This window comes from Gordonia effusa NBRC 100432, assembly GCF_000241305.1.
Lineage (GTDB): Bacteria > Actinomycetota > Actinomycetes > Mycobacteriales > Mycobacteriaceae > Gordonia > Gordonia effusa.
The window spans coordinates 30729-52536 of sequence record NZ_BAEH01000086.1; the positions used below are offsets into that span (position 1 = coordinate 30729).

The following is a 21808-nucleotide window of genomic DNA, read 5'->3' on the forward strand; positions in this document are numbered from 1 at the left end:
TTGGAGTGGCTAATAGCACTCCAATCCCGGTGGCTCCCGTCCCGACGTTGCCGGCGATGCGCGCGACGCTGATCGCGACCCTCACGCGGCAAACTCTGGGACGCACTACCGGTGTGATTCCGATGAACGCCGGTGGCATACGTATCGCGCGAGGACTCGTTGCCGGAATAATGCGGGTCCTGGGTCCGACTCCGTCCGGAACGACGATCCGGCCGGTTTCCGACGACGGAGTACGTGGCGAATGGGTACTCGGTCCCGGGGTTCGTGTCGGCGACCGCGCGATCTACTACGTCCACGGCAGCGCCTTCGTCATCTGCTCGGCCCGCACCCACCGTGGTCTGGCGGCACGGCTCTCGGCGGCAACCGGACTGCCGGTTTTCGTCGTCGACTATCGGCTCGCTCCAGAACATCGGTTCCCCACGGCGGCCGACGATGTGGAAAAGGGCTATCGGTGGCTGATCGACCAGGGGTACAACGGATCTGACCTGGCAATCGCCGGAGATTCGGCTGGCGGACATCTCATCTGCGATCTGCTGGCCAACGCCGACCTCCCGCCCGATCGCAATCCCGCAGCCGCCGTTCTATTTTCACCTCTGATCGACCTGACGCTGGCACTCGCCGAAAACTGCGAACGCAAACACCGCGACCCGGCGATCTCTGCCTCCGCCGCTCGCCGCCTGGTCGATCTCTACACTCGCGGCCAGAGTCCGCACAACCCTCGACTGCGCCTGAACTTTACTGCGGCGCAACGTATGCCGCCATTTCTTGTTCAAGTCGGCAGCGCCGAAATGCTCGCAGACGATGCCCGCCACGTCGCAGACGAGGTGACCAAGCACGGCGGCACCGCCACGCTGGAGATCTGGCCGGCGATGATGCACGTATTCCAAGCACTGCCCAGGCTCGGACCCGATGCCGATGCCGCACTACTTCGCGTTCGCGATTTCATCCAGACGGCTTTCGCGGCGCGCCCAGCCGAACTCGACAAGGAATGTAGCTAATGCTCGGAATCGACCAATTACGGGTCAAGTTCGTTCGCGACCGGACTTCGATTAACGCCAAAGCCGTTGTGACCGGAGCCGGAAGCGGGATCGGCCGGGAGTTCGCGCTCGAGTTAGCGCGTCGGGGCGGCGAAGTCATCTGCTCAGATATCGACCCCGAGCGGGCACGCGAAACGGTTGCGATGATCGCGAAGATAACTACAGCGCCGCCGGCGCGAGCGCTCTTCTGCGACGTCTCCTCGCGAAGCGACGTCGAATCGCTCGCCGCCTTTGCTCGCGAGACATTCGAGGGTCCACCAACTCTGGTGATCAACAATGCCGGCGTTGGTATCGGCGGCCAGGTAGTCGGCAATATCGGCCTCGATGACTGGAACTGGGCGTTGGGCATCAACCTTTGGGGCGTCGTTCACGGCTGCGAGCTGTTCGCGCCGATGGTGCGCGAATCCGGTGGCGGGATTATCAACGTGGCGTCCGCGGCGGGATTCGCCGCAGCCCCGGCGATGGGCCCGTATAACGTGTCGAAAGCTGGCGTCATGTCGCTCTCGGAAACCCTCGCGGCCGAACTCAGCGGCACCGACGTCGACGTCACCGTCTTGTGCCCGACATTCGTCAAGACCAACGTCGCACGCGACGGTCGCATCACCGCTGACGGATTCTCACTCGCCGACCGCCTGATGACCCTCACCGGCATCTCACCCGCACGAGTCGCGGCGGCAACACTCGACGCCAACGACCTGGGCAAGCTCTATGTTCTCCCACAGTTCGATGCCAACGTGGTCTGGCATCTCAAACGACACTTCCCCGCGCAATACGCCTGGGGCCTCGGACTTCTCGGCCGGCTCCTGCCGACCGACTAACACACTCATCTACGACGAAAGGCACGACTCATGGCTATGGATCTGGACAATATGCTCACCAAGATCAAGGATCGACAGTGGGCGCTGGCCGATATCGACTGGGATGCGCCCGGCGCCGAACTCATCGATCCCGAGCTGCACGCCAAACTCAAACCCTTTCTCTCCGACTTGATGTGGATCGAAAACGTCGGTGCGCGCGGCTTCGCGGCGATGGCGAAGAAGGCTCCGACGCCGACGCTGAAGAGCATCTACGAACACTTCCACGCCGAAGAACAGAAGCACGCGAATGCCGAACTCGCGCTGATGCGTCGGTGGGGAATGCTCGACGGCGACGAGATCCCGTCCCCGAATGTCAACGTGCAGTTAGTGATCAACTGGCTCGACAAGCATTCCGACGGTATGTCGCTATCTTTCCTCGGCACGGTGATCCCGATGCTCGAGGTAGCCCTCGACGGCGCGCTGATCAAATTCATCACCGACGAGGTCAAAGATCCCGTCGCCCAGGAAGTGTTCAAGCGGATCAACTCCGACGAATCCCGCCATCTCGCAGTGGATTTCGAGGTCATGGACATTCTCGGGCACGCCAGCACCCGGAAGCTCGCGATCGACTTCGTCGGCGGATGGGTCAACCCGTCGTTGCTGGTGGGGCTACTGAGCTATATGCCGCTGCTCAACAAGATGCGCGACAACATCGTCGCGATGGGCGTCGACGAGCAACGCCTCTACGGCGCGATGAAGCGATACAAGTCGGTCGGCGAGCGAAGCGAATACGCACGGCGCCTACCGATGTTCCGGTTGGTCGCCCGGCACGGCGGCTGGGTCATCAACCGCGGCAACGTGCCCTATCACTTCGCAGCCGACTCACTGGTCAAGATCACCGAGCGGATTCCGTTCGACCTGGTGCACCGGAAGCCGACCTGGTCACAAGAGCTGACCTACGAACCCACCGCGTAAGGACTGATCGATGACTATCTCGGTAGCAATAATCGGCGCGGGGTTTGCCGGAATCGGCACTGCGATCCGATTGAAAGACAAGGGAATCACCGACTTCGTCATATTCGAACGGGACAGTCGAGTAGGCGGAACATGGCGCGACAACACCTATCCCGGTGCGGCATGCGATATTCCGTCGCGACTGTATTCATACAGCTTCGCACCGAATCCGGACTGGTCGCGGACCTATTCGGGCAGCGACGAAATCCTCGGCTATATCGACACGATGGTCGATTCCTCCGGTATCGCACCACATATCCGCTTCGGCCACACGGTCAGCGGCCTGCGCTTCGACGACGAGGCGGGGGAATGGACGATCTCTTTCGAGGCCGGCCTCGAATCCGTTGTGGCCCAGTCGGTCGTCGTGGCCTCCGGGCCGCTGGCCAACGCGTCCTTCCCGGATATTCGCGGCATCGACGACTACGCCGGACACAAGATCCACAGTGCCCGTTGGGATCACGACTATGACTTCGCGGGCAAGAAGGTAGCGGTGATCGGCACCGGAGCGAGCGCGGTGCAGATCGTGCCAGAGCTGGTCAAGACCGCTAAGTCGGTGAAGGTATTTCAGCGGACCCCAAGCTGGGTTCTGCCCCGAGTCAATCCGGCGACCAGCGAGTCGACCAAGCGTCTCTACCGCAATACCCCACTGGCACAACGGCTCGCGCGGGCCGCGTGGTTCTGGGGGCATGAGTCGGTCGCGCTCGGCGTGGTGTGGAATACACCGCTAACGCGTGTCGTGGAAGCGGTCAGCAAACTGCATCTGCGGACTCAGGTTTCCGATCCGTGGCTGCGTCGCCAACTCACCCCCGACTTCGCGGCCGGGTGCAAACGGCTGTTGATGACCAGCGACTATTATCCGGCGCTGCAGCGCGACAATTGCAAACTTGTCACCTGGCCGATCGCACAATTGTCCGCCAACGGAATTCGCACCGTCGAAGGTATCGAGCATCAGGCCGATGCCATCGTTTTCGCCACCGGATTCGACGTCTCCAAGGCGGGGACACCAATCCCTATCACCGGCATGGACGGGCGCGAACTGGGCGCGGAATGGAGTAACGGGGCATACGCGTACCGCAGCGTCGCGGTATCGGGATATCCCAACCTGTACTTCACCTTCGGCCCAAACTCAGGACCGGGTCACAGTTCCGCGCTCGTCTATATGGAAGCGCAGATCGACTACATCACCGACGCGATTTCGCTGGTGATCGAGAATGCCTGGAAATCGCTCGAGGTGCGGGCCGATGCGCAAGCGAGCTACAACAACGACATCCAGGAGAGGTTGACGTCGACGACGTGGAATTCGGGTTGTCAGAGTTGGTATCTCACCGACGACGGGTTCAACGCGACGATGTTCCCCGGCTTCGCCACTCAGTATGTCAACCAGTTACGGCGAGTGGAGTTACAGGACTTCCGGATCACGATCCGGCAGAACGAGTTCGCACAGGCCGCGGCCGGGTAGGTTACTCGCGTGACTGAATACCGAATCGACGATCTGGCTCGGGTCTCCGGAACGACCACCCGCAACATCCGCGGTTATCAAGAGCAGGGCCTGCTGCCCCGGCCATTGCGCCGGGGCAGGATCGCGATTTACACCGAGCGGCATCTGGCAAATCTCCGGGCAATCAACCGGCTTCTCGGCAACGGATTCACGCTCAAACATATCGCGACCTTCCTCACCAATCCCCGAGCGCCGATCGGCGAAGTACTCGACCTCGCCGACCTGCTCGACAAGCAATGGGCTGCCGAGCCGCCCAGCTCTATGTCCGTCGACGAACTCGAAAAGAAGTTGGGGCCACTGGACGGTTCCACGCTGGCGGATTTGGTTCGGGCGCAGATACTCATTCCAACCGATGACCCGGCCGGTTACCGACCCATCGATGCGCACATCATCGGGAATCTCGGCCAACTCATCGAGCGCGACATGGCACTCGCCGACCTGATCGGTATCCACGCCGAATTCATCGACAAGCTCGATGAGGCCGCTGCCGTGTTCATCAAAGCAGCGCATGACGAGATCATTCGACGTCGCGGCCCCGGCTGGGTGCCGACTGGCGACGATGAGATCGCCTGGGCAACAGATCTATTGACGACGATGCGCCGAACCGGAACGCAGAATGCGCGCGCCGCACTTGATCGGGCACTCGACCAAGCCCGGGAAAACGAGATACGCGTCCACGAAGTCGCGGCACGGCGTCACTCGGATCGTACGGAGACGTAATCCGGCGCTATCCCAACGGGCTGGTGGACGCCAGTCCGGCCGCTAAGCCCAACACCACGCACATCAGTACCACTTCGACGGCCGCGGACCGCAGCGACTGCTCGGCGGTGCGACGTCGTGCCCCTACGTCGGGAACCCAGCGTCGACGGTGCCAGGCAGCTATTCCGAGCAGCACCGCCAGTCCCAGCGTTTTGGCCAGCATCACGCGTCCATAGCCGGTGGCCCACCAGCCGCTACCAAGGCCCAATTCGATTGCACCCGAAGCTAATCCGGTGATCGCAAGTATTCCCACCGCGATCGGGGCGTAGCGGGAGAATGCCGGCAGCACCGTTCGCCACCCATTTCGACTGGTGACCGATATCGCCATCGCTGCCAGACTTCCACACCACCAGGCCGCGCAAAGAGCATGCGCCACAACGAGTACCGGCTCCACGGAATGGGTAACCGCGTGGCCGGTCGCGGCGGGCGCGGCGATCCCCAGTCCAGCCAATGCCCCGACAACAGTCACCGGAACGGCCGGCTCACCGGCACGTCGAGCGATCACTGCCCACATCACGATGGCTAGCGCGACTATTCCCGAAATCACCTCTCCGGGAGAAGAAGTCACGCCATCGACAAACTCCTCGACGCGTACCGACCCCACTCCGGTACCGGCCCGCGCAGCGACGTCGAACCAGATGACGACCACGTCGGCGATAAGCCACAGCAACGCCAATCCGGCTATCGCCGCCAACGACGGTTGCGCACCGAGCAGTGGAAGCAGACCGAGTCCGACCAGCGTCACCCCGGCGACTAACGTCACCACGGCTGCCGTCGAAGCCAAGCCCGGTCCGGTCGGATCGGCCAGCCACCAACACGCGAGCAACCCGGCGAATGCCGCGGGAAACGCGGCGCCGAGCAAAGTTGCCCGACGCCGCACCGTCAGCGCGGCGTTGTTACCCGCCACATTCGCCGGCATCGGTGAGCCCTACGCCGGGCGCCGCGACATCCACACGACGACGCCCGCGCCGCCGAGCAGAACGACCACACCGACCGCGATAAACGGCCAGACCGGAAGACCACCGGAATCAGAATCGGCAGCCTGCTGCGCACTGGGTCCGGGGGTGCCCGTACCCGCCGTGGTGAGGGTGAACGAACGCTTACCCTCGACCGGATGTCCGTCGGCCGACGTCACTCGGTAGTTGATCTGGTAGGTACCAGCGGGTCCCAGCGGACGCAGGTTGACCTTGATAGTCGGCCCGACAACACTGGGATCGCCTTGCTGCCAGAAGTTTCCATCTGGCCCAACCACGGTGAGTACCGCAAAGGATTCCTGGATCGCCTCGTTAAATGTGAGGGTTACCGCCGCAGGCGAGGTCGCGACCTTCGCACCGTCGGCCGGATCGGAGGCAACCAACCGCGAATGCGCGCTCGCCGTCGCCGCACCGAAAACGGCGGCCGTCATCGCGAACAACATGACGAGAACGACCAGCCCGCAGCGCCTACGCATCGTCGCCGCCCGAGCCGCTGTTGCCAGCCGCCCGGCCGCGTCGCGCCAGAGCGCCGACCCCGACGACCACGCCGAGCGCACCAAGCACCAATCCGACGCCGCCAATCCAGCGCGCGGTGTTATCCGAGGCCGAAGCTTCCTGGTCATCGGTCTCGGTGGTGGATGCGTGTCCGGCCGAGTGCGCATCACCGCTCTTGTCCGCGGCGAGTGTTAGCGTCGGCGCGGGATGTTCGGGTTCTGCCCCGTCGGCACCAGCCGGCTGATTCCAGTTGACCACTTCACCATTGGCGTAGGTCTGCACGGTCGGCAGACTGACCGATGACTGCGACGGGAACGGCCCGCCCGCGATGCTGAACTGGCCGAATTCGCCGACTTTCACACCGGCATTGCCGTCGGCAGCGGTCCAGGTGACCCGGGTGACTTCCTCGGTCTTGGGATCCTTGTCGATTACCGCACGCCAACCGGGTACGGACTCGGTGCGCAATCCTTTGAGACGCGGTATCTCGATCGAGACCTTGGTGGTCGCCGCTCCGGCATCGGATTCGTTGGGGACCAACAGCGTAACGACGCCATAGCCGCCCTGGGTGGCGGTGGACGTCGACACCGTGACGTGGGCGTTGGCCACCCCAACACCGGCGAACGCGGTCGTCGCGGCCGCGGCGATGACCGCCGCGGGTATGGCGGCTCGACGCAGGACAGAACGGGACTTGGTTAACGAAGACATGACAAATCGCTCTTTCGTGAATGGCTGCTCAGTAGGATAAGAACGTCAGCGCGCCAACGAAAGCCGTTCGGCCACAGCAGAAATGGCCGTCAGTAGACGAGAAGGGGCGCGCCGGCGACAGTCGGCGGTCCCCGAACAGGAGGGCGGGCAGCCAGACGGCATCCACTAAGTTCACTCGGAACGACGTAGCCGCGGTAGGTGTCACGCGGAACCGCGGCGGCGTAACCGCCGACCACCCGCAGTATCGACGTGATCAGTGAAATCAGTTGGGCGAGTGCCACTATCGCGAGCGCGGACAGCGGAATCGCGACCAGGTGGGTGAGCAGCATAGACGCCGCTCCCGGTGCGCTGGACAGACCGGATGTCATTAGATGTCCATGCGAGATCGCGAGCGCGGCATGGCAAGCCGCCTGAGCGCCGGTCAACACCCCGGCCACGCCGAGGAGTCCAGCACCGCGCACCATGAGCCCGGCGACCACACCGATACCCGCGAGCAGAATGAGTCCGCCGCTTTGCGGTGGTCCCCCGCCCGCGATGGCGTGCGCGCCGACGGCAACCGACGGTACGACGCTCGCTACGGCAACGCGTGCAACCGCTGCACGGGTGTCGAGGATACGTGCGCGGCAGGTCGACTCGCCGCGCAGAGCGCGCGTCGCGGTCACCGATCGCCTCGTATCACGCCGTCAATCTTCCCACGCCCGCCGCGAGTATCCACGGCGGGCATCGGAACGAGGTCGGACTATCCGTAAAGACGCGGCTGCTGGCAACCAGCGGATGCCAGCGGCGCGATGCCGTGTGGCGGTACCAACGCGATGCCGGGGGCGGTCAGGCCATTCGCGCAGGTGACGTTGCCGAAGCCAACATCCCAGCTGGGACCGTTGTTCTTACAGGTGCCGGCCGCGCACAGCACCGAAGCCTCGTTGCGGATGTCGGCGTTGGCGGCCGGAGCCGCGAGGATTGACGACAGCGTTGCGCCAGCGATTACCGCCCCACCGACGACCAGCGATTTGATTGATCGTGAATTCATAGTTCAGCATCTTATGCACACGGCGTGCGAAATGACCAGCCTTTTCCCGAGCGAGCTAGTGTTCATGGGGTGACGATCTTCGACCACGGCTTCGCTCGTGTCACCGGCGCCGTCCCGGTACTCAAGCTCGCCGACCCCGCGTTCAACGCCCAGGCGACGATCGGACTGCTGACGTCAGCGGCCGCCGACGGTGCGACCCTCGTCGTATTTCCCGAACTCGGCTTGTGCGGGTACAGCGTCGACGATCTGGTGCAGCAGGACGCCCTTCTGGATGCGTGCCTCGACGGCCTACGAGCGATCGTCGACGCTAGCCGCGGACTCGCACCCGTCGCCGTCGTCGGCGTTCCACTCGTCGTCGGAGACGGACTGTACAACTGCGGCGTCGTTGTGCACGACGGCGTCATCCTCGGGGTGGTGCCGAAGTCGTATCTGCCCAATTACCGGGAGTTCTACGAACAGCGCCTGTTCGCCGCCGCGCGCGACGCACCGACTAACGTCGCAACCGTTCTGGGACAACACGTTCCGTTCGGGGCCGACCTCATCTTCACCGCGAATGACTTACCGGGCTTCAACCTGCACGTAGAGATCTGCGAAGACGGCTGGGTACCGATTCCACCCAGCACCTGGGCGGCGATGGCCGGCGCGACGGTGCTGGTGAATCTATCCGGTAGTCCGGTGACGGTGGGCAAAGAATCGTATCGAAAAGCGTTGTGTACCAGTCATTCCGCCAAGCTCTCGGCGGCATACGTGTACGTCGCCGCCGGATTCGGCGAGTCGACGACCGACCTCGCCTGGGACGGCGACGCGTTGATCGCGGAGAACGGGAGTCTGCTCGCCCGCAGCGAGCCCTTCGCGATCGCGGACCAAACCATCACGGCCGACATCGATCTCGATCGTCTCGCACAGGAACGACGTCGCATGATCAGCATGCGCGACCAGGTGGGCGACTATGCCTCCGATCTGAAACAGTTGCGCCGCATCGGGTTTGACCTCAACCCAACGCCAGTTGCCACCCTGCGTCGGGACGTCGCGCGGTTCCCATATGTTCCCGCCGGGGTCGTCGACCGTGATCTGCGGTGCCGCGAGGTCGGCAATATCCAGGTCCAAGGACTCGCGGCACGGTTGCGCGCCACCGGCATCGAGAAGATCGTGATAGGCGTGTCCGGCGGACTGGATTCGACCCTCGCGTTACTCGTCGCGGTCGACACATTCGACCTTCTCGGCTTGCCTCGCACCAACATTCACGCCTATACGATGCCGGGCTTCGCCACCGGCGACGCGTCGCTACGGCGGGCACACGAGTTGATGAGTTCGTTGGGGGTGTCGGCGACCGAGCTCGACATCCGGCCGTCGTGCTTGCAGATGCTCGCCGATCTGGACCACCCGTTCGCGAAGGGTGAGAAGGTCTACGACGTCACCTTCGAGAATGTGCAGGCGGGTGAGCGGACGTCGCATCTGTTCCGCCTGGCCAATCATCTCGGCGGAATCGTGTTGGGTACCGGCGACCTGTCGGAACTGGCGCTGGGGTGGTGCACCTACGGCGTCGGCGACCAGATGTCACATTACAACGTCAACTCTTCGGTGCCGAAAACCCTTATCCAGCATCTGATCCGCTGGATGATCGGGGCGAGCGAAGCGACGGGAAATGTCACCGGGGCGAGCGAAGCGACGGGAAATGTCACCGGGGCGAGCGAAGCGACGGAAAATGTCACCGGGGTGAGCGAAGCGACGGGTGGCGCGACCTCGCGACGCTATTCCGAGGCTACCGCGGCGACGCTCCGCGAAATCCTCGATGATGTCATCTCACCGGAGCTCATTCCCCCCGGCGAGGACGGGTCGATCCAGTCGACCGAGGACACCGTCGGGCCGTATGCGTTGCATGACTTCTTCTTGTACTACCTGACTCGATTCGGTTACCGCCCAAGCAAAGTAGCCTTCCTGGCTGAGCACGCGTGGTCACCGGACTATGACCGAGCGACCATCGAGAAATGGTTGCGGGTGTTCCTGAAACGCTTTATGGCCAATCAGTTCAAGCGAACCGCGATGCCGAATGGTCCCAAGATCGGATCGGGCGGATCGTTGTCGCCGCGCGGTGATTGGCGCTCCCCGTCGGATGCGTCGGTTCGGGCGTGGCTGGAGGAGCTGGACTCCCCGAAAACCGCACCGTAGGCCACCGCCGGGGGCAGATTGCGCTCGACAGGCCCGGAGCGTGCGGATTTCGAAAGACGCGGGTGACCAGCGGCGATATCGGTTCGCTATCGAAGTCGACCAGTGCCGCACTTTGTCCCGAGCGCGATTGACTGATTGATTGCAGGGCATGCCCACTCGCATATTTCTCCGACGTCTCCTGTCTGCCAGCACCGTGATCGCCGTCGGTGCGGCGTTATCTACCGGGTGCACACCCGACTCCGACCACACCGCTGCGTCGGCTACTGCGAGCCAGCAAGTGGTTACGTCGGCGCGGACCGCTGCCATCGAAGCTCAGATTCGCGATGCCGCCGCGATGTCCGGCGCCGAGATCGGCGTCGCTGCCTACGATCCGGCGACGGGAGCCACCGTTAAAGTCAACTCCGCCAACCGTTTTCCTATGCTGTCGACGTTCAAGACGTACGCGGTCGCGGAGATACTGCGTAAACACGGCATCGGCGCACGACTCGACGCGCGAGTTCGGATTACCTCAGCCGACATAGTGGTGAACTCACCGGTGACGTCGGCAGCGGTGGGCACGTCAATGTCGTTGCAGGAGTTGTGTATAGCGGCGTTAACCCGCAGCGACAACACCGCAGGCAACCTGTTGTTACGAGACCTGGGCGGACCGACGTCGATCGCCACCACCGCACGCCGACTCGGCGACGACCAGAGCTCACTTACTCGGATTGAGCCCGACCTGAACTCGGCGGCGCCGGGTGACTTCCGCGACACCACAACACCGGACGGACTCCTGAGCGGATATCGACAACTACTCGACGGCGGTGCGGGACAACATATCTCGACACAATTGCTCGAGTGGATGCGCGCGACCAAGACCTCCGACCAACGCACCCGCGCCGGCCTTCCCGCCGGCTGGACTACCGCGGACAAGACCGGGTCCGGAGACTATGGGACCACGAACGCGGCAGGCGTCATCCTCACCCCATCCGGCAAGCGTCTATACCTGGTGATCATGACGCGCGATGCCCGGAACCGATCTGACGCACCCGCGTTCAACGCTCTGCTCGCACGAGTGACCCAGCTGCTCACCCCGCTGATCGCATGAGCCACCTGGGCCGGTAGCCGGGTTATGGTGCAGGCATGGATCTCGTCCGGCATCTGAGCTTCTTCGTCGCAGTCGCCGAGGAAGGACACTTCGGCGATGCCGCCTCCCGGTTGGAGATGACGCAACCACCTGTCTCGCAAGGACTACGCCGGTTGGAGAAAGAACTCGGTGTGACCCTGATCCGCCGGACGTCTCGTGGTGCGGAGCTGACGGCCGCTGGACGCGAACTGCTGCCACGAGCCCGGCTGCTGATCGACGATGCGAGCCGCCTCGCCGGTGAGGCACGTCGCCTGCGTGACGACTCCGAGGCATTGAAATGGGGTGCCACACCGCAATTCGATGTCGGCATGGCAGCGCATGTCGCCGGTCGACTCGCCCAGCATCAACGCGCGGACCACCTGCGCACCGCTCCGACGACGCAGCTGGTCGAGCAGGTCAGCGCGGGCCTACTCGACCTCGCTGTGGTCGAATCCCCCTGTCTGACAAATGGATTACCGACCGCGTCACCGGTGCGCGTACCGCGTCGCCTGATGGTTCCCAGCGCCCACCCGATCACCTCGGCCATCCAGCCCACACTGCGGCACCTGCGCGGGTTGGCCTTCGTCCATCCGCCGCGCAGTCATAACCCGGCCGGCTTCGACGATCTGCTCGACTGTCTGCGCGGTCATGGACTCGACCCGAACCCAATCGTCGTCGACACCGCCGCCGAGGCGGCAGCGGCCATCGCCTCCGGCCATGCGTTTGGCCTCACATCCCAGTCGACGGACCTCGACCAAGTGCCGGAAATCTGTTGTCTCACAGTAAGTCCCGACACCGTCGCACTGCGATTGCGAGTTGTCTACAAATCCGCGGAACATCGTGAAGCCGCCGAAGTCGTGACATCGTCGATGTGGAAACTCGCCCGAGCCGGCCGATGAGACACGCGATGGTTGATGACAGCACGCTCGACGACCACGTGGCCCACACCTTCGCCGACGCCGGATGCGCAGGCTGGGTTCACGCGCGTACTCTGAACGAGTCGGGCGTCGAATACGGATATCGACCCGATGCGCCGGTTGTCCTCGCATCGGTATACAAACTGCCACTGATGATTTCACTCTGTCGGATGGCGGACCGCAACGACATTGACCTTGCCGAGCGTGTCACCGTAACGCCGCACGACGTCGCGGAAGGCGCAACCGGACTCTCCGTGTTACATGATCCGGTGACCATGAGCTGGCGCGATCTATGCGTGTCGATGATGACGGTCTCCGACAATGCCGCCGCCGACGTCGTGCTGGGAAGAGTCGGCCTGCACCAGCTAGCCGCCGATCTCGCCGATCTTTCGTTGTCGCACACCAGGATCGTGAGCGGGATGCGCGAAGTCCACGCGCGCCTGCGCGCCGAGACCGGAACCTCGACCGTCGCCGAAGCATTCGAAGCCCTCGCGAATCCCGACGTCGAGGCCGAGGTCTCCGCCTACGATGCCGCGTATGCCAGCGCCGGTACTCCTCGCGAGTGCACCACGCTGTTAGACGCGGTATGGCGGGATGTCGCGGCATCGCCCGATTCGTGCGACTTCATCCGTCGCACCATGCGCAAGCAGGTGTTCACGACGCGGATCGCGTCCGGACTGGCGGTGCCGCATGCCACCGTCGCGGGCAAGACCGGCACCATCGGTTCGATTCGCAACGAGATCGCCGTTGTGGAGTTCCCCGGTGAATCGTCTGTGGCGATCGCGATTTTCACGAAAAGTGCGCGTGCCGCTGCCTCGCTACCGACTGTCGACCGCGCGATCGGCGAAGTGGCGCGCGCGGTGGTGATGGCGTTGCGCCGACCGCTGGTCTAACGTCCCTGGAAACCGCACCGTAAGACCCAGCCGGGGGCACACTGCCCTCGGCGCGTCCCTAGCGTGCGGTTTTCAAGGGGCAGCCGCCGCGGCCAGCAACACGTCGACCTCGGCTTGGAAACTCTCCACGATCGACCATTCATCGGGAACCAGCTCCTTGCAGCCCAATAGCCCGAAGTTCAGCTTTCCGTCGGCGGAAAATACCGTGATGTTGAGACCACCGCCGTGGAATACCGGACCGAGCGGATAGACGCCTTCCACCCGCGCACCGAGGAAATACAGCGGAAAGTCGGGGCCGGGGACATTTGAAATCAGCACGTTGAACACCGCCGGGTGCCGATTCGACAGTTTGCGGTCGCCGTAGAACTTCATCGCCGCGGCCAGCGTTGTCCCCGGCGCGAACTGCGCCCAGGCACGCAGGATGTTGGCGTCGATATCGGCATGATGGGCTTTGGATATCCGTGAGGCACGCGCCGACGCCTCGATTCGCTCGGCCGGATCGGCGACGTCGGTCGCCAACTCGGTGAACATTCCACTGACCTTGTTTGTCCCCTCCACTACCAGGTCCGTCTCATCGGCGTCGTGGACCGACACCGGCACCATCGCGACCAGCGGTTGCTCGGGCAGTGCGTCGATATGCAGTAGGTAGTCACGCAGCGCGCCGGCAACCAGAGCCAACACCACTTCGTTGATCTTGACGCCGAAATGATTCTTGATTTCCTTGATATCGGCCATCGGGACCTGGCCCATCGCGACCACCCGATGCGGTGTGATCGGCGCGTTGAACGGCGTACGTGGCGCTTGGAACGGCGCAGGCATGGCATCGGCCGACTGGGCCCGACGCAACCAGCCGACCGGAACACGCAGCGTGGCGGGCAGCAGTTTGGCCATCGCGATAGGGCGTTGTACCAGGTAGTTCACCGCGCCACCGGCCGCCATCGTCGTGCGCGACGACGACCCCGCAGTCTCTTTGACCTTCTGTTCGTCGAGTTCTGGAAGATCGGGAGTGAGGGTGCATAGCTGAGCTAGCAGGTCGGCACCGGTGACGCCGTCGACCCCGGCGTGATGCATACGCAGCATGGCCGCGACTTTCCCACCGGCGACGCCTTCCAGAATCCACAGCTCCCATAGCGGCTTGCCTCGATCGAGGGTCTGGCCGGCGAGATGGGCACAGAAATCGGCCACCTCACGCTCACTGCCGGGTGAGGGCACAGCTACCCGGTGGACATGACGCTGGATATCGAAATCGGTGTCTTCGATCCAGACCGGATGATCGATGTTGAGTACGGAATTGGCTAGTTTGCGCCGGAACGTCGGCATCGCTTGCAGTCGTCGCTCGAGTTCTGCTCGCATCGTCTCGAAGCTGTATCCGCCGGGGACGGTAGCGGGATCGATTTCGATGATGCCGATGACGTGCATCAACTGCGATCTGGTCTCCAGGTAGAGGAACGAGGCATCTAATCCGCTCAACCGCTGCATCTTTCTATCGTGCCGCACGCGGTCGACGTCGGTGGTGACGTCGGCAACATATCGTCGAATCCGGCTAACGCTCGCGGTGCTCGCAGCGACATGTAATGGGGTGTACAGCGACCTCACAGATGGTTACGACACCGTAGGGAGAAGTTTGGGCGACCTTGCCTGAATGCCGTAGGCTGAAAACTGGTGCCCACCTTCACTATGTGAATGCGCGCTGGGCGACCCAGAATCACTAATACCCGCGGAAAGCTTGTTCGGAGGAAATTACATGGCACGCGAGCTCACGCAACTCGAACTTCTCCAGGAACTGGAGCCGGTGGCCGAGGACAACGTCAACCGTCACATCAAAACCGCGAAGAACTGGAACCCGCACGACTACGTGCCGTGGGACGAGGGCCGCAACTTCGCCGAGCTCGGCGGTGTCGACTACGACCCTGAGCAGTCACAGCTGGACGAGGTCGCCAAAGCCGCGATGATCACCAACCTCCTGACCGAGGACAACCTGCCGTCGTATCACCGCGTGATCGCCGATAACTTCTCGATGGATTCGGCGTGGGGCGACTGGGTCGGCCGCTGGACCGCCGAGGAAAACCGCCACGGCATCGTCATGCGCGACTATCTCGTCGTAACCCGTGGCGTGGATCCCGTTGCCCTCGAAGAGGCGCGCATGATCCACATGACCAACGGTTACGACCCCATGCTGGCCGCCGCCGGGCGAGCCGACGAGCTCGAGGCGCACGCCGACGAACTGGGCATCCTGCATTCGGTCGCATATGTGACCTTCCAGGAATTGGCTACGCGAGTGAGCCACCGCAACACTGGCAAGGCCTGTAACGACCCGATCGCCGACCGCATGTTGCAGCGCATCGCAGCAGACGAGAACCTGCACATGATCTTCTACCGCAACATCTGTGGTGCGGGCATGGATATCTCCCCCGACCAGACATTGCGGGCGGTCACCGACATCGTCACCAACTTCCAGATGCCGGGTGCCGGTATGCCGAACTTCCGTCGCCACGGTGTGTTGATGGCCAAGCACGGCATCTACGACCTGCGCCAGCACCTCGAAGAGGTCATCATGCCGGTGCTGCGTAAGTGGAATGTCTTCGACCGCACCGACTTCGGTCCCGAGGGTGAGAAGACCCGCGAAGAGCTGGCCGCCTTCCTCGAGCAGTTGGGCAAGGATGCGACTCGCTTCGAGGAGATGCGCGACCGCGCGTTGGCTCGTGAAGCAGCGAAGGCTGCCAAGCAGGCTCAGGCTTCTTAGGTTTAGACACGACGCCGCCGTCCCGGATTTCCGGGGCGGCGGCGTCGTCGTTTCGGGCCACAATCTGCACCGTCGGCGTCGGCGAGGGTATCAGTCCCCCGACGCCACCCACAGCGCAGACTTCAGTCAGCCAGCTCGCGTAACACCGCTCGGGTGCGGACCGCGTCGTCGCCACCACTGAAGACCGATCCGACGAATTCCGTTGCACCCGATGCGAATACATTGCGTACTCGGTCGGCTACCTGAGCTTCGTCGCCGATGATCGCCAAATCCTCCGGTCCGGCCGCACCTTCTCGATCCATCATCGCCCGGTACGACGGCAGCGTCCCGTAGACCTCAAATATTTTGGCGGCCTTGGCTTTTGCCGCCTCGACGTCGTCGGTGACCAGGACCGGCAACGCGCAGACAACTCGCGGCGCCGGACGACCCGCGTCAGCGGCGGCAGCGGTGATCGTCGGCGCGATATGCTCGGCGACGGTGACCGGCCCGGTCATCCACAGCACTGTCCCATCGGTACGACGTCCGGCAAGTTTCAGCATCGAGGTGCCCATCGCGGCGACCAGCACCGGCACGCGACCACTGTCACCCATCGTCATCGCGAGATGGCCCGACATCGTCTCGCCGGTATACGACACCTGGTCGCCGTCGAGCAAGGGCATCAAGATATTGAGATACTCCTTCATGTGCCGGGCCGGCCGGGAGAAGTCGTAGCCGAACATATTCTCAATGACGACCTGGTGAGAGAGGCCGATGCCGAGATTGAGCCGGCCGGCGCCGACGGCGAGCGCGACGGTCCGCGCCTGTTGGGCCAGCGCACCCGGATGTCGCGGGTAGGTCGGCACTACGCCCGTGCCAAGTTCAATGCCCGGCACGCGCGAGCCGGCGATGGCGAGCGCCGTCAACGCGTCGAGCCCGAAAATATGTGAGAGCCAAGCGGATTCGAATCCCTCATCGGCTAGTTGAGCCACTTCATCGGTCAGTCGACGCACCGCGTCGGGGCCGGTCTGATCGTTGAGCATGATTCCGATACGCATGACACTCCTTTGGGCCGCGGATGGTTCGGAATCAAACCTACGCGAGCGCACCCGAAACTTCTGACAGCTCGATAGTCGCTGGCACCAGGCCGATGTAACCCCCGCGTAACCCAATTGTTCGCGTCCGGGAAATCAACGTGGCAGGGTTGAGGAGCCGTCCACGCACGGTGCGGGTCGGGGTGTCGTAGCGCGGCATCCGAAGGTCCACGTCAGAGCAACTTCCTCAACCGAAGCTCAAGGGAATACCGATCAGATGACCAGCAGTGCCTTTGCCAAAGTGCTCGTAGCGAACCGTGGCGAGATCGCCATCCGCGCATTCCGGGCTGCCTATGAACTGGGCGTGGGAACCGTCGCGGTATTCCCCTACGAAGATCGCAATTCACCGCACCGCACCAAGGCGGACGAGTCTTATCAGATCGGCGAGCCGGGCCACCCGGTCCGCAACTACCTCGACATCGACGCGATCGTCGCCGCGGCCCGTCAGGCCGGCGCGGACGCGATCTATCCGGGGTACGGCTTTCTGTCGGAGAATCCCGACCTCGCGGCGGCCTGTGCGGCCAACGACATCACCTTCGTCGGACCATCTCGCGACGTGCTGGAACTGACCGGCAACAAGGCTCGCGCGATCGCCGCGGCCAAGGCCGCCGGCCTTCCGGTACTGGCGTCGTCGGAGCCGTCGACCGACGTCGACGCACTACTGGCCGACGCCGAGTCGATGACATTTCCGCTATTCGTGAAGGCTGTGGCCGGCGGCGGTGGCCGCGGTATGCGCCGCGTCGCAGAGATTTCCGACCTCCGGGAGGCTATCGAGGCCGCGGCCCGGGAAGCCGAGTCGGCATTCGGCGATGCGACGGTATTCCTCGAACAAGCGGTGATCAACCCGCGCCACATCGAGGTGCAGATCCTCGCCGACACCCACGGCAATGTCATCCATCTGTTCGAGCGCGACTGTTCGGTACAGCGTCGCCACCAGAAAGTCGTCGAACTGGCGCCAGCGCCCAACCTGGACCCGACGTTGCGGGAGAAGATTTGCTCAGACGCCGTCGCGTTCGCCCGACAGATCAACTACAGCTGCGCCGGTACCGTTGAGTTCCTCGTCGATGAACGCGGCAACCATGTGTTCATCGAAATGAATCCCCGGATCCAGGTCGAGCACACGGTGACCGAGGAGGTCACCGATGTCGACCTGGTGCAGGCGCAATTGCGGATCGCCGCCGGGGCGACACTCGCCGACCTGGACCTGGCGCAGGAGAACATCAAACTGCACGGCGCTGCTCTGCAATGCCGTATCACCACTGAAGACCCGGCGAACGGTTTCCGCCCGGACACCGGCCGGATCACCGCGTACCGCTCCCCGGGTGGCGGTGGCGTACGCCTCGACGGTGGGACGACGCTCGGCGCCGAAGTCGGTGCGTATTTCGACTCGATGCTGGTCAAGCTGACATGTCGCGGTCGAGATTTTCCGACCGCGGTCGCCCACGCTCGCCGGGCGGTGACCGAATTCAGGATCCGTGGCGTCTCCACCAATATCCCCTTCCTGCAAGCGGTGCTCGACGACCCAGACTTCCGCGCCGGGCATGTCACCACGTCGTTCATCGAGGAACGCCCCCATCTGCTGACGCAGCACTCCTCGGCCGACCGCGCGTCGAAGATCCTCTCCTACCTGGCCGATGTCACCGTCAACAAGCCGAACGGCACCCGCCCGACCACGGTATACGCACTAGACAAGCTGCCGGCCATCGATCTGTCGACACCGCCGCCTGCCGGGTCGCGGCAGCGATTGTTGGAGTTGGGTCCCGACGGTTTTGCCGCTTCGCTGCGCGAGCAGAAAGCGCTCGGCGTCACCGACACCACGTTCCGCGACGCACATCAGTCGTTGCTGGCGACGCGCCTGCGTACATCCAGCCTGCTCGGCGTGGCCGGCCACGTGGCCCGAATGACCCCCGAACTTCTCTCCATCGAGGCGTGGGGCGGCGCCACCTACGACGTCGCGCTGCGATTCCTACACGAGGATCCGTGGGATCGTCTCGCCCAACTCCGCGAGGCCGTTCCCAATATCTGTCTGCAGATGCTGCTTCGCGGACGCAACACCGTCGGCTACACGCCCTACCCCGAAGCGGTCACGAAAGCCTTTGTCGCCGAAGCGACTTCGACAGGTATCGATATCTTCCGCATCTTCGACGCGTTGAACAACGTCGACCAGATGCGTCCGGCTATCGACGCGGTACGGGAGACCGGCACGTCGATCGCCGAGGTGGCGATGAGCTACACCGGCGACCTCGCCAATCCGGCCGAAGACCTGTACACGCTGGACTACTACCTGAAGCTGGCCGAACAGATCGTCGACGCCGGGGCGCATGTGCTGGCGATCAAGGACATGGCCGGACTGCTGCGCGCACCCGCCGCGTCGAAGTTGGTCACCGCACTGCGAAGCAATTTCGATCTGCCCATTCACATCCATACCCACGACACCCCGGGCGGCCAGTTGGCGACCTATCTGGCGGCGTGGGAAGCCGGAGCGGACGCGGTCGATGGCGCCAGTGCGCCGATGGCCGGTACCACCAGCCAGCCGTCGTTGTCGGCGATCGTCGCGGCCGCCGCACATAGTGAACGTGACACCGGTATCTCACTCGACGCCGTCTGCGACCTGGAGCCCTACTGGGAGGCACTGCGAAAGGTGTACGCGCCCTTCGAATCTGGCCTCCCGTCGCCGACCGGCCGCGTCTACACTCACGAGATTCCCGGTGGGCAGCTGTCGAATCTGCGTCAGCAAGCGATCGCGCTGGGACTCGGCGACCGGTTCGAAGAGGTCGAGGCGAAGTACGCGGCATCGGACCGGTTGCTTGGCCGACTAGTGAAGGTGACGCCGTCGTCGAAAGTTGTCGGTGACCTGGCGTTGGCCCTCGTCGGCACGGGTGTCGACGTCGAGGACTTCGCGGCGGACCCGGGTCGCTACGACATCCCCGACTCGGTGATCGGCTTCTTGCACGGCGAGCTTGGCACACCGGTCGGCGGCTGGCCCGAACCGTTCCGCTCTCGTGCGCTGGCCGGGCGTACCTCGGCGAAGCCGATCACTCCGCTGACGTCGGAGGACGAGGCCGGTCTCGCGGGTGATTCAGCGACCCGCCAGGCGACGTTGAACCGACTGCTCTTCCCCGGCCCGACCAAGGAATACCTGGATCACCTCGACAAATACGGTGATGTTTCCCGGCTGTCGGCCAATCAGTTCTTTTACGGACTACGCCGCGGCGACGAGCACAATGTCGAATTGGCCAAAGGTGTCACCCTGCTCATCGGGCTGGAGGCCATTTCCGAAGCCGATGAACACGGAATGCGCACGGTCATGTGCATTCTCAACGGCCAGTTGCGGCCGGTCGCAGTGCGCGATCGTTCTATCGTCAGCGATGTACCGGCCGCGGAGAAGGCCGACAAGGACAATCCCGGTCACGTCGCGGCACCGTTCGCCGGTGTGGTCACCCTGACCGTTTCCGAAGGCGACACCATCGAAGCCGGTGCCACTATTGGCACCATCGAGGCGATGAAGATGGAAGCCGCCATCACCGCGTCGCGCGGCGGCACGATCAGCCGGACGGCGATCACCAAGGTGGCTCAGGTAGAGGCCGGGGACCTACTCGCGGTCGTGTCGGCGGCGGGAGTTAGCGAGTAGGAGTGCCCCTAGCAACCCCATCCGCATATTTCGGCGCCTTTGAGCGTGCCATCTAGCGTCGTAACCATATGGGAGTCAATGCCATTGCTATTAAGGCCGATCCAGACCTCACCTCCGTCGTCGCCATTGACCGACACTCGAAATGGGGTGCGTTCGGCCTTGATGGCATCGACTTTCAGACGCTCGGGTGCTGAGGAGATGGTCGCGACGAGCTTGTCGACGTCGAGCTTTTGACGTCAACTGTTGTTCCCACGCTCGAACCGACTGCCTGGCCTCCGTAATAACTCGGGCTGTGGAACTGGCCGCCTAACGAATAGTTATACGAGGTGTGACCGACCGGCGACGCCTTGTCTTTGACATACACAACGGCCTTTTCTTTAAAGAGGTGCATCCCCTCAATGACAGTCGTGCCGAACCTCTTTTCGATGGCGGCAATGACCTCGTTTATCCCGTCAACGGTATACATGTCGCCGACGACCAGCGGGTCTCGGTTCTCCATACTCACTGTGGTTACGGTGTCTCTATCCTCGAAAAGACCGCGAACGGCGATACTCGCGAAGATCACCACCAGCAGTGAGAGCACTCCGATCACTATCGTCGATCTTTTGGGGCCGGTACGTGGCCGTCGTTTACCGTGGTCGGATCCAAACTCTCGGCGTTGAAGATCCTTCGTCAGGTGCGTCAGCTCGGCGAGCGTCGCGGCAGCCTTAACTGCCTCGACTCGCTCGATGTAGGTGTTCATCTGGAGCTGCCCATCGGCGAGGGCATCGTCAAGGATGGCTAGAGTTGTCACCCGGTCCGTATCGCGAGCGCGGATGGGATCTGATCCCATCGGTTCGGGCCTCGTCATAGTAGGAGCCTAGCGCGTCTACACCAATGAGAACTATGACTGTGCGATATCGAGGATGACGTGGACCGCAAGGTCCGCAAATGCATGTAGGCCCCCTGACTGTTGTCAGGGGGCCTACATGAGG

The 21808-nt window shown here is 63.3% G+C and carries 20 protein-coding genes; 11 read left to right on the forward strand and 9 right to left on the reverse strand.

Annotated features, from left to right (window positions below; translation table 11 throughout):
• Window positions 1-56: 56 nt before the first annotated feature.
• The 5 genes from GOEFS_RS15115 to GOEFS_RS15135 are packed head-to-tail and all read left to right on the forward strand — an operon-like array spanning window position 57 to window position 5066.
• Window positions 57-998, forward strand: a complete 942-nt coding sequence (locus GOEFS_RS15115) for an alpha/beta hydrolase (protein ID WP_050949923.1) — start codon at window positions 57-59, stop codon at window positions 996-998.
• On the forward strand, window positions 998-1855 hold the full coding sequence (locus tag GOEFS_RS15120; protein ID WP_007318800.1) for an SDR family NAD(P)-dependent oxidoreductase: 858 nt from the start codon (window positions 998-1000) through the stop codon (window positions 1853-1855). Before GOEFS_RS15115 ends, GOEFS_RS15120 begins: the two co-directional genes overlap by 1 nt.
• Window positions 1856-1885: 30 nt before the next feature.
• On the forward strand, window positions 1886-2809 hold the full coding sequence (locus GOEFS_RS15125; RefSeq protein WP_007318801.1) for a hypothetical protein: 924 nt from the start codon (window positions 1886-1888) through the stop codon (window positions 2807-2809).
• 10 nt (window positions 2810-2819) lie between these two features.
• A complete protein-coding gene (locus tag GOEFS_RS15130; protein WP_007318802.1) occupies window positions 2820-4307 on the forward strand; it encodes a flavin-containing monooxygenase in 1488 nt (495 codons plus the stop codon).
• A gap of 9 nt (window positions 4308-4316) precedes the next feature.
• A complete protein-coding gene (locus tag GOEFS_RS15135) occupies window positions 4317-5066 on the forward strand; it encodes a MerR family transcriptional regulator (protein WP_007318803.1) in 750 nt (249 codons plus the stop codon).
• 7 nt (window positions 5067-5073) lie between these two features.
• Here the strand turns inward: GOEFS_RS15135 and GOEFS_RS15140 are convergent, their stop codons facing one another.
• The 5 genes from GOEFS_RS15140 to GOEFS_RS15160 form a co-directional block, all read right to left on the reverse strand.
• The gene (locus GOEFS_RS15140) at window positions 5074-6024 is read right to left on the reverse strand and encodes a CopD family protein (protein ID WP_007318804.1); all 951 of its coding nucleotides are present in this window, start codon (window positions 6022-6024) and stop codon (window positions 5074-5076) included.
• A 9-nt stretch (window positions 6025-6033) separates the two neighbouring features.
• Window positions 6034-6555, reverse strand: a complete 522-nt coding sequence (locus GOEFS_RS15145) for a copper resistance CopC family protein (protein ID WP_040525236.1) — start codon at window positions 6553-6555, stop codon at window positions 6034-6036.
• Window positions 6548-7279, reverse strand: coding sequence for a YcnI family copper-binding membrane protein (locus GOEFS_RS15150; RefSeq protein WP_007318806.1), 732 nt, complete (start codon window positions 7277-7279; stop codon window positions 6548-6550). The genes GOEFS_RS15145 and GOEFS_RS15150 overlap by 8 nt, the downstream gene beginning before the upstream one ends.
• An 89-nt stretch (window positions 7280-7368) precedes the next feature.
• The gene (locus GOEFS_RS22565) at window positions 7369-7941 is read right to left on the reverse strand and encodes a hypothetical protein (protein WP_007318807.1); all 573 of its coding nucleotides are present in this window, start codon (window positions 7939-7941) and stop codon (window positions 7369-7371) included.
• Between the two features lie 77 nt (window positions 7942-8018).
• Window positions 8019-8306 (reverse strand): hypothetical protein, encoded by a 288-nt coding sequence (locus tag GOEFS_RS15160; protein WP_007318808.1) that lies wholly within the window; start codon window positions 8304-8306, stop codon window positions 8019-8021.
• A gap of 69 nt (window positions 8307-8375) precedes the next feature.
• On the opposite strand from GOEFS_RS15160, the gene GOEFS_RS15165 reads away from it, so the two are divergent.
• The 4 genes from GOEFS_RS15165 (at window position 8376) to GOEFS_RS15180 (ending at window position 13390) form a co-directional block, all read left to right on the forward strand.
• Complete coding sequence (locus GOEFS_RS15165; protein WP_007318809.1) at window positions 8376-10475, forward strand: NAD(+) synthase; 2100 nt, start codon at window positions 8376-8378, stop codon at window positions 10473-10475.
• A 148-nt stretch (window positions 10476-10623) separates the two neighbouring features.
• Window positions 10624-11562 carry a class A beta-lactamase gene (bla, locus tag GOEFS_RS15170; RefSeq protein ID WP_040525237.1) on the forward strand — a complete coding sequence of 313 codons (939 nt, stop codon included), beginning with the start codon at window positions 10624-10626 and terminating at the stop codon, window positions 11560-11562.
• A 35-nt stretch (window positions 11563-11597) separates the two neighbouring features.
• The gene (locus tag GOEFS_RS15175; protein ID WP_007318811.1) at window positions 11598-12479 is read left to right on the forward strand and encodes a LysR family transcriptional regulator; all 882 of its coding nucleotides are present in this window, start codon (window positions 11598-11600) and stop codon (window positions 12477-12479) included.
• An 8-nt stretch (window positions 12480-12487) separates the two neighbouring features.
• Window positions 12488-13390, forward strand: coding sequence for a serine hydrolase (locus tag GOEFS_RS15180; RefSeq protein ID WP_007318812.1), 903 nt, complete (start codon window positions 12488-12490; stop codon window positions 13388-13390).
• Window positions 13391-13462: 72 nt separating this feature from the next.
• Here the strand turns inward: GOEFS_RS15180 and GOEFS_RS15185 are convergent, their stop codons facing one another.
• Complete coding sequence (locus GOEFS_RS15185; RefSeq protein WP_007318813.1) at window positions 13463-14869, reverse strand: WS/DGAT/MGAT family O-acyltransferase; 1407 nt, start codon at window positions 14867-14869, stop codon at window positions 13463-13465.
• Window positions 14870-15134: 265 nt separating this feature from the next.
• Here GOEFS_RS15185 and GOEFS_RS15190 point away from each other — a divergent pair, with 265 nt between their 5' ends.
• Window positions 15135-16133: an acyl-ACP desaturase gene (locus GOEFS_RS15190; RefSeq protein ID WP_007318814.1), complete on the forward strand. Its 999-nt coding sequence runs from the start codon at window positions 15135-15137 to the stop codon at window positions 16131-16133.
• Window positions 16134-16255: 122 nt separating this feature from the next.
• Here the strand turns inward: GOEFS_RS15190 and GOEFS_RS15195 are convergent, their stop codons facing one another.
• Together GOEFS_RS15195 and GOEFS_RS23500 are read right to left on the reverse strand one after the other, a co-directional pair.
• Window positions 16256-17167: a TIGR03564 family F420-dependent LLM class oxidoreductase gene (locus GOEFS_RS15195; protein WP_007318815.1), complete on the reverse strand. Its 912-nt coding sequence runs from the start codon at window positions 17165-17167 to the stop codon at window positions 16256-16258.
• 37 nt (window positions 17168-17204) lie between these two features.
• Complete coding sequence (locus GOEFS_RS23500) at window positions 17205-17375, reverse strand: hypothetical protein (protein WP_007318816.1); 171 nt, start codon at window positions 17373-17375, stop codon at window positions 17205-17207.
• 45 nt (window positions 17376-17420) lie between these two features.
• Here GOEFS_RS23500 and GOEFS_RS15200 point away from each other — a divergent pair, with 45 nt between their 5' ends.
• Window positions 17421-20834 carry a pyruvate carboxylase gene (locus GOEFS_RS15200; protein ID WP_007318817.1) on the forward strand — a complete coding sequence of 1138 codons (3414 nt, stop codon included), beginning with the start codon at window positions 17421-17423 and terminating at the stop codon, window positions 20832-20834.
• A gap of 175 nt (window positions 20835-21009) precedes the next feature.
• Here GOEFS_RS15200 and GOEFS_RS15205 read toward each other — a convergent pair whose 3' ends face one another.
• Entirely contained in the window at window positions 21010-21684 is a 675-nt protein-coding gene (locus GOEFS_RS15205) for a DUF1707 SHOCT-like domain-containing protein (RefSeq protein WP_040525239.1), read from the reverse strand.
• Window positions 21685-21808 lie beyond the last annotated feature (124 nt).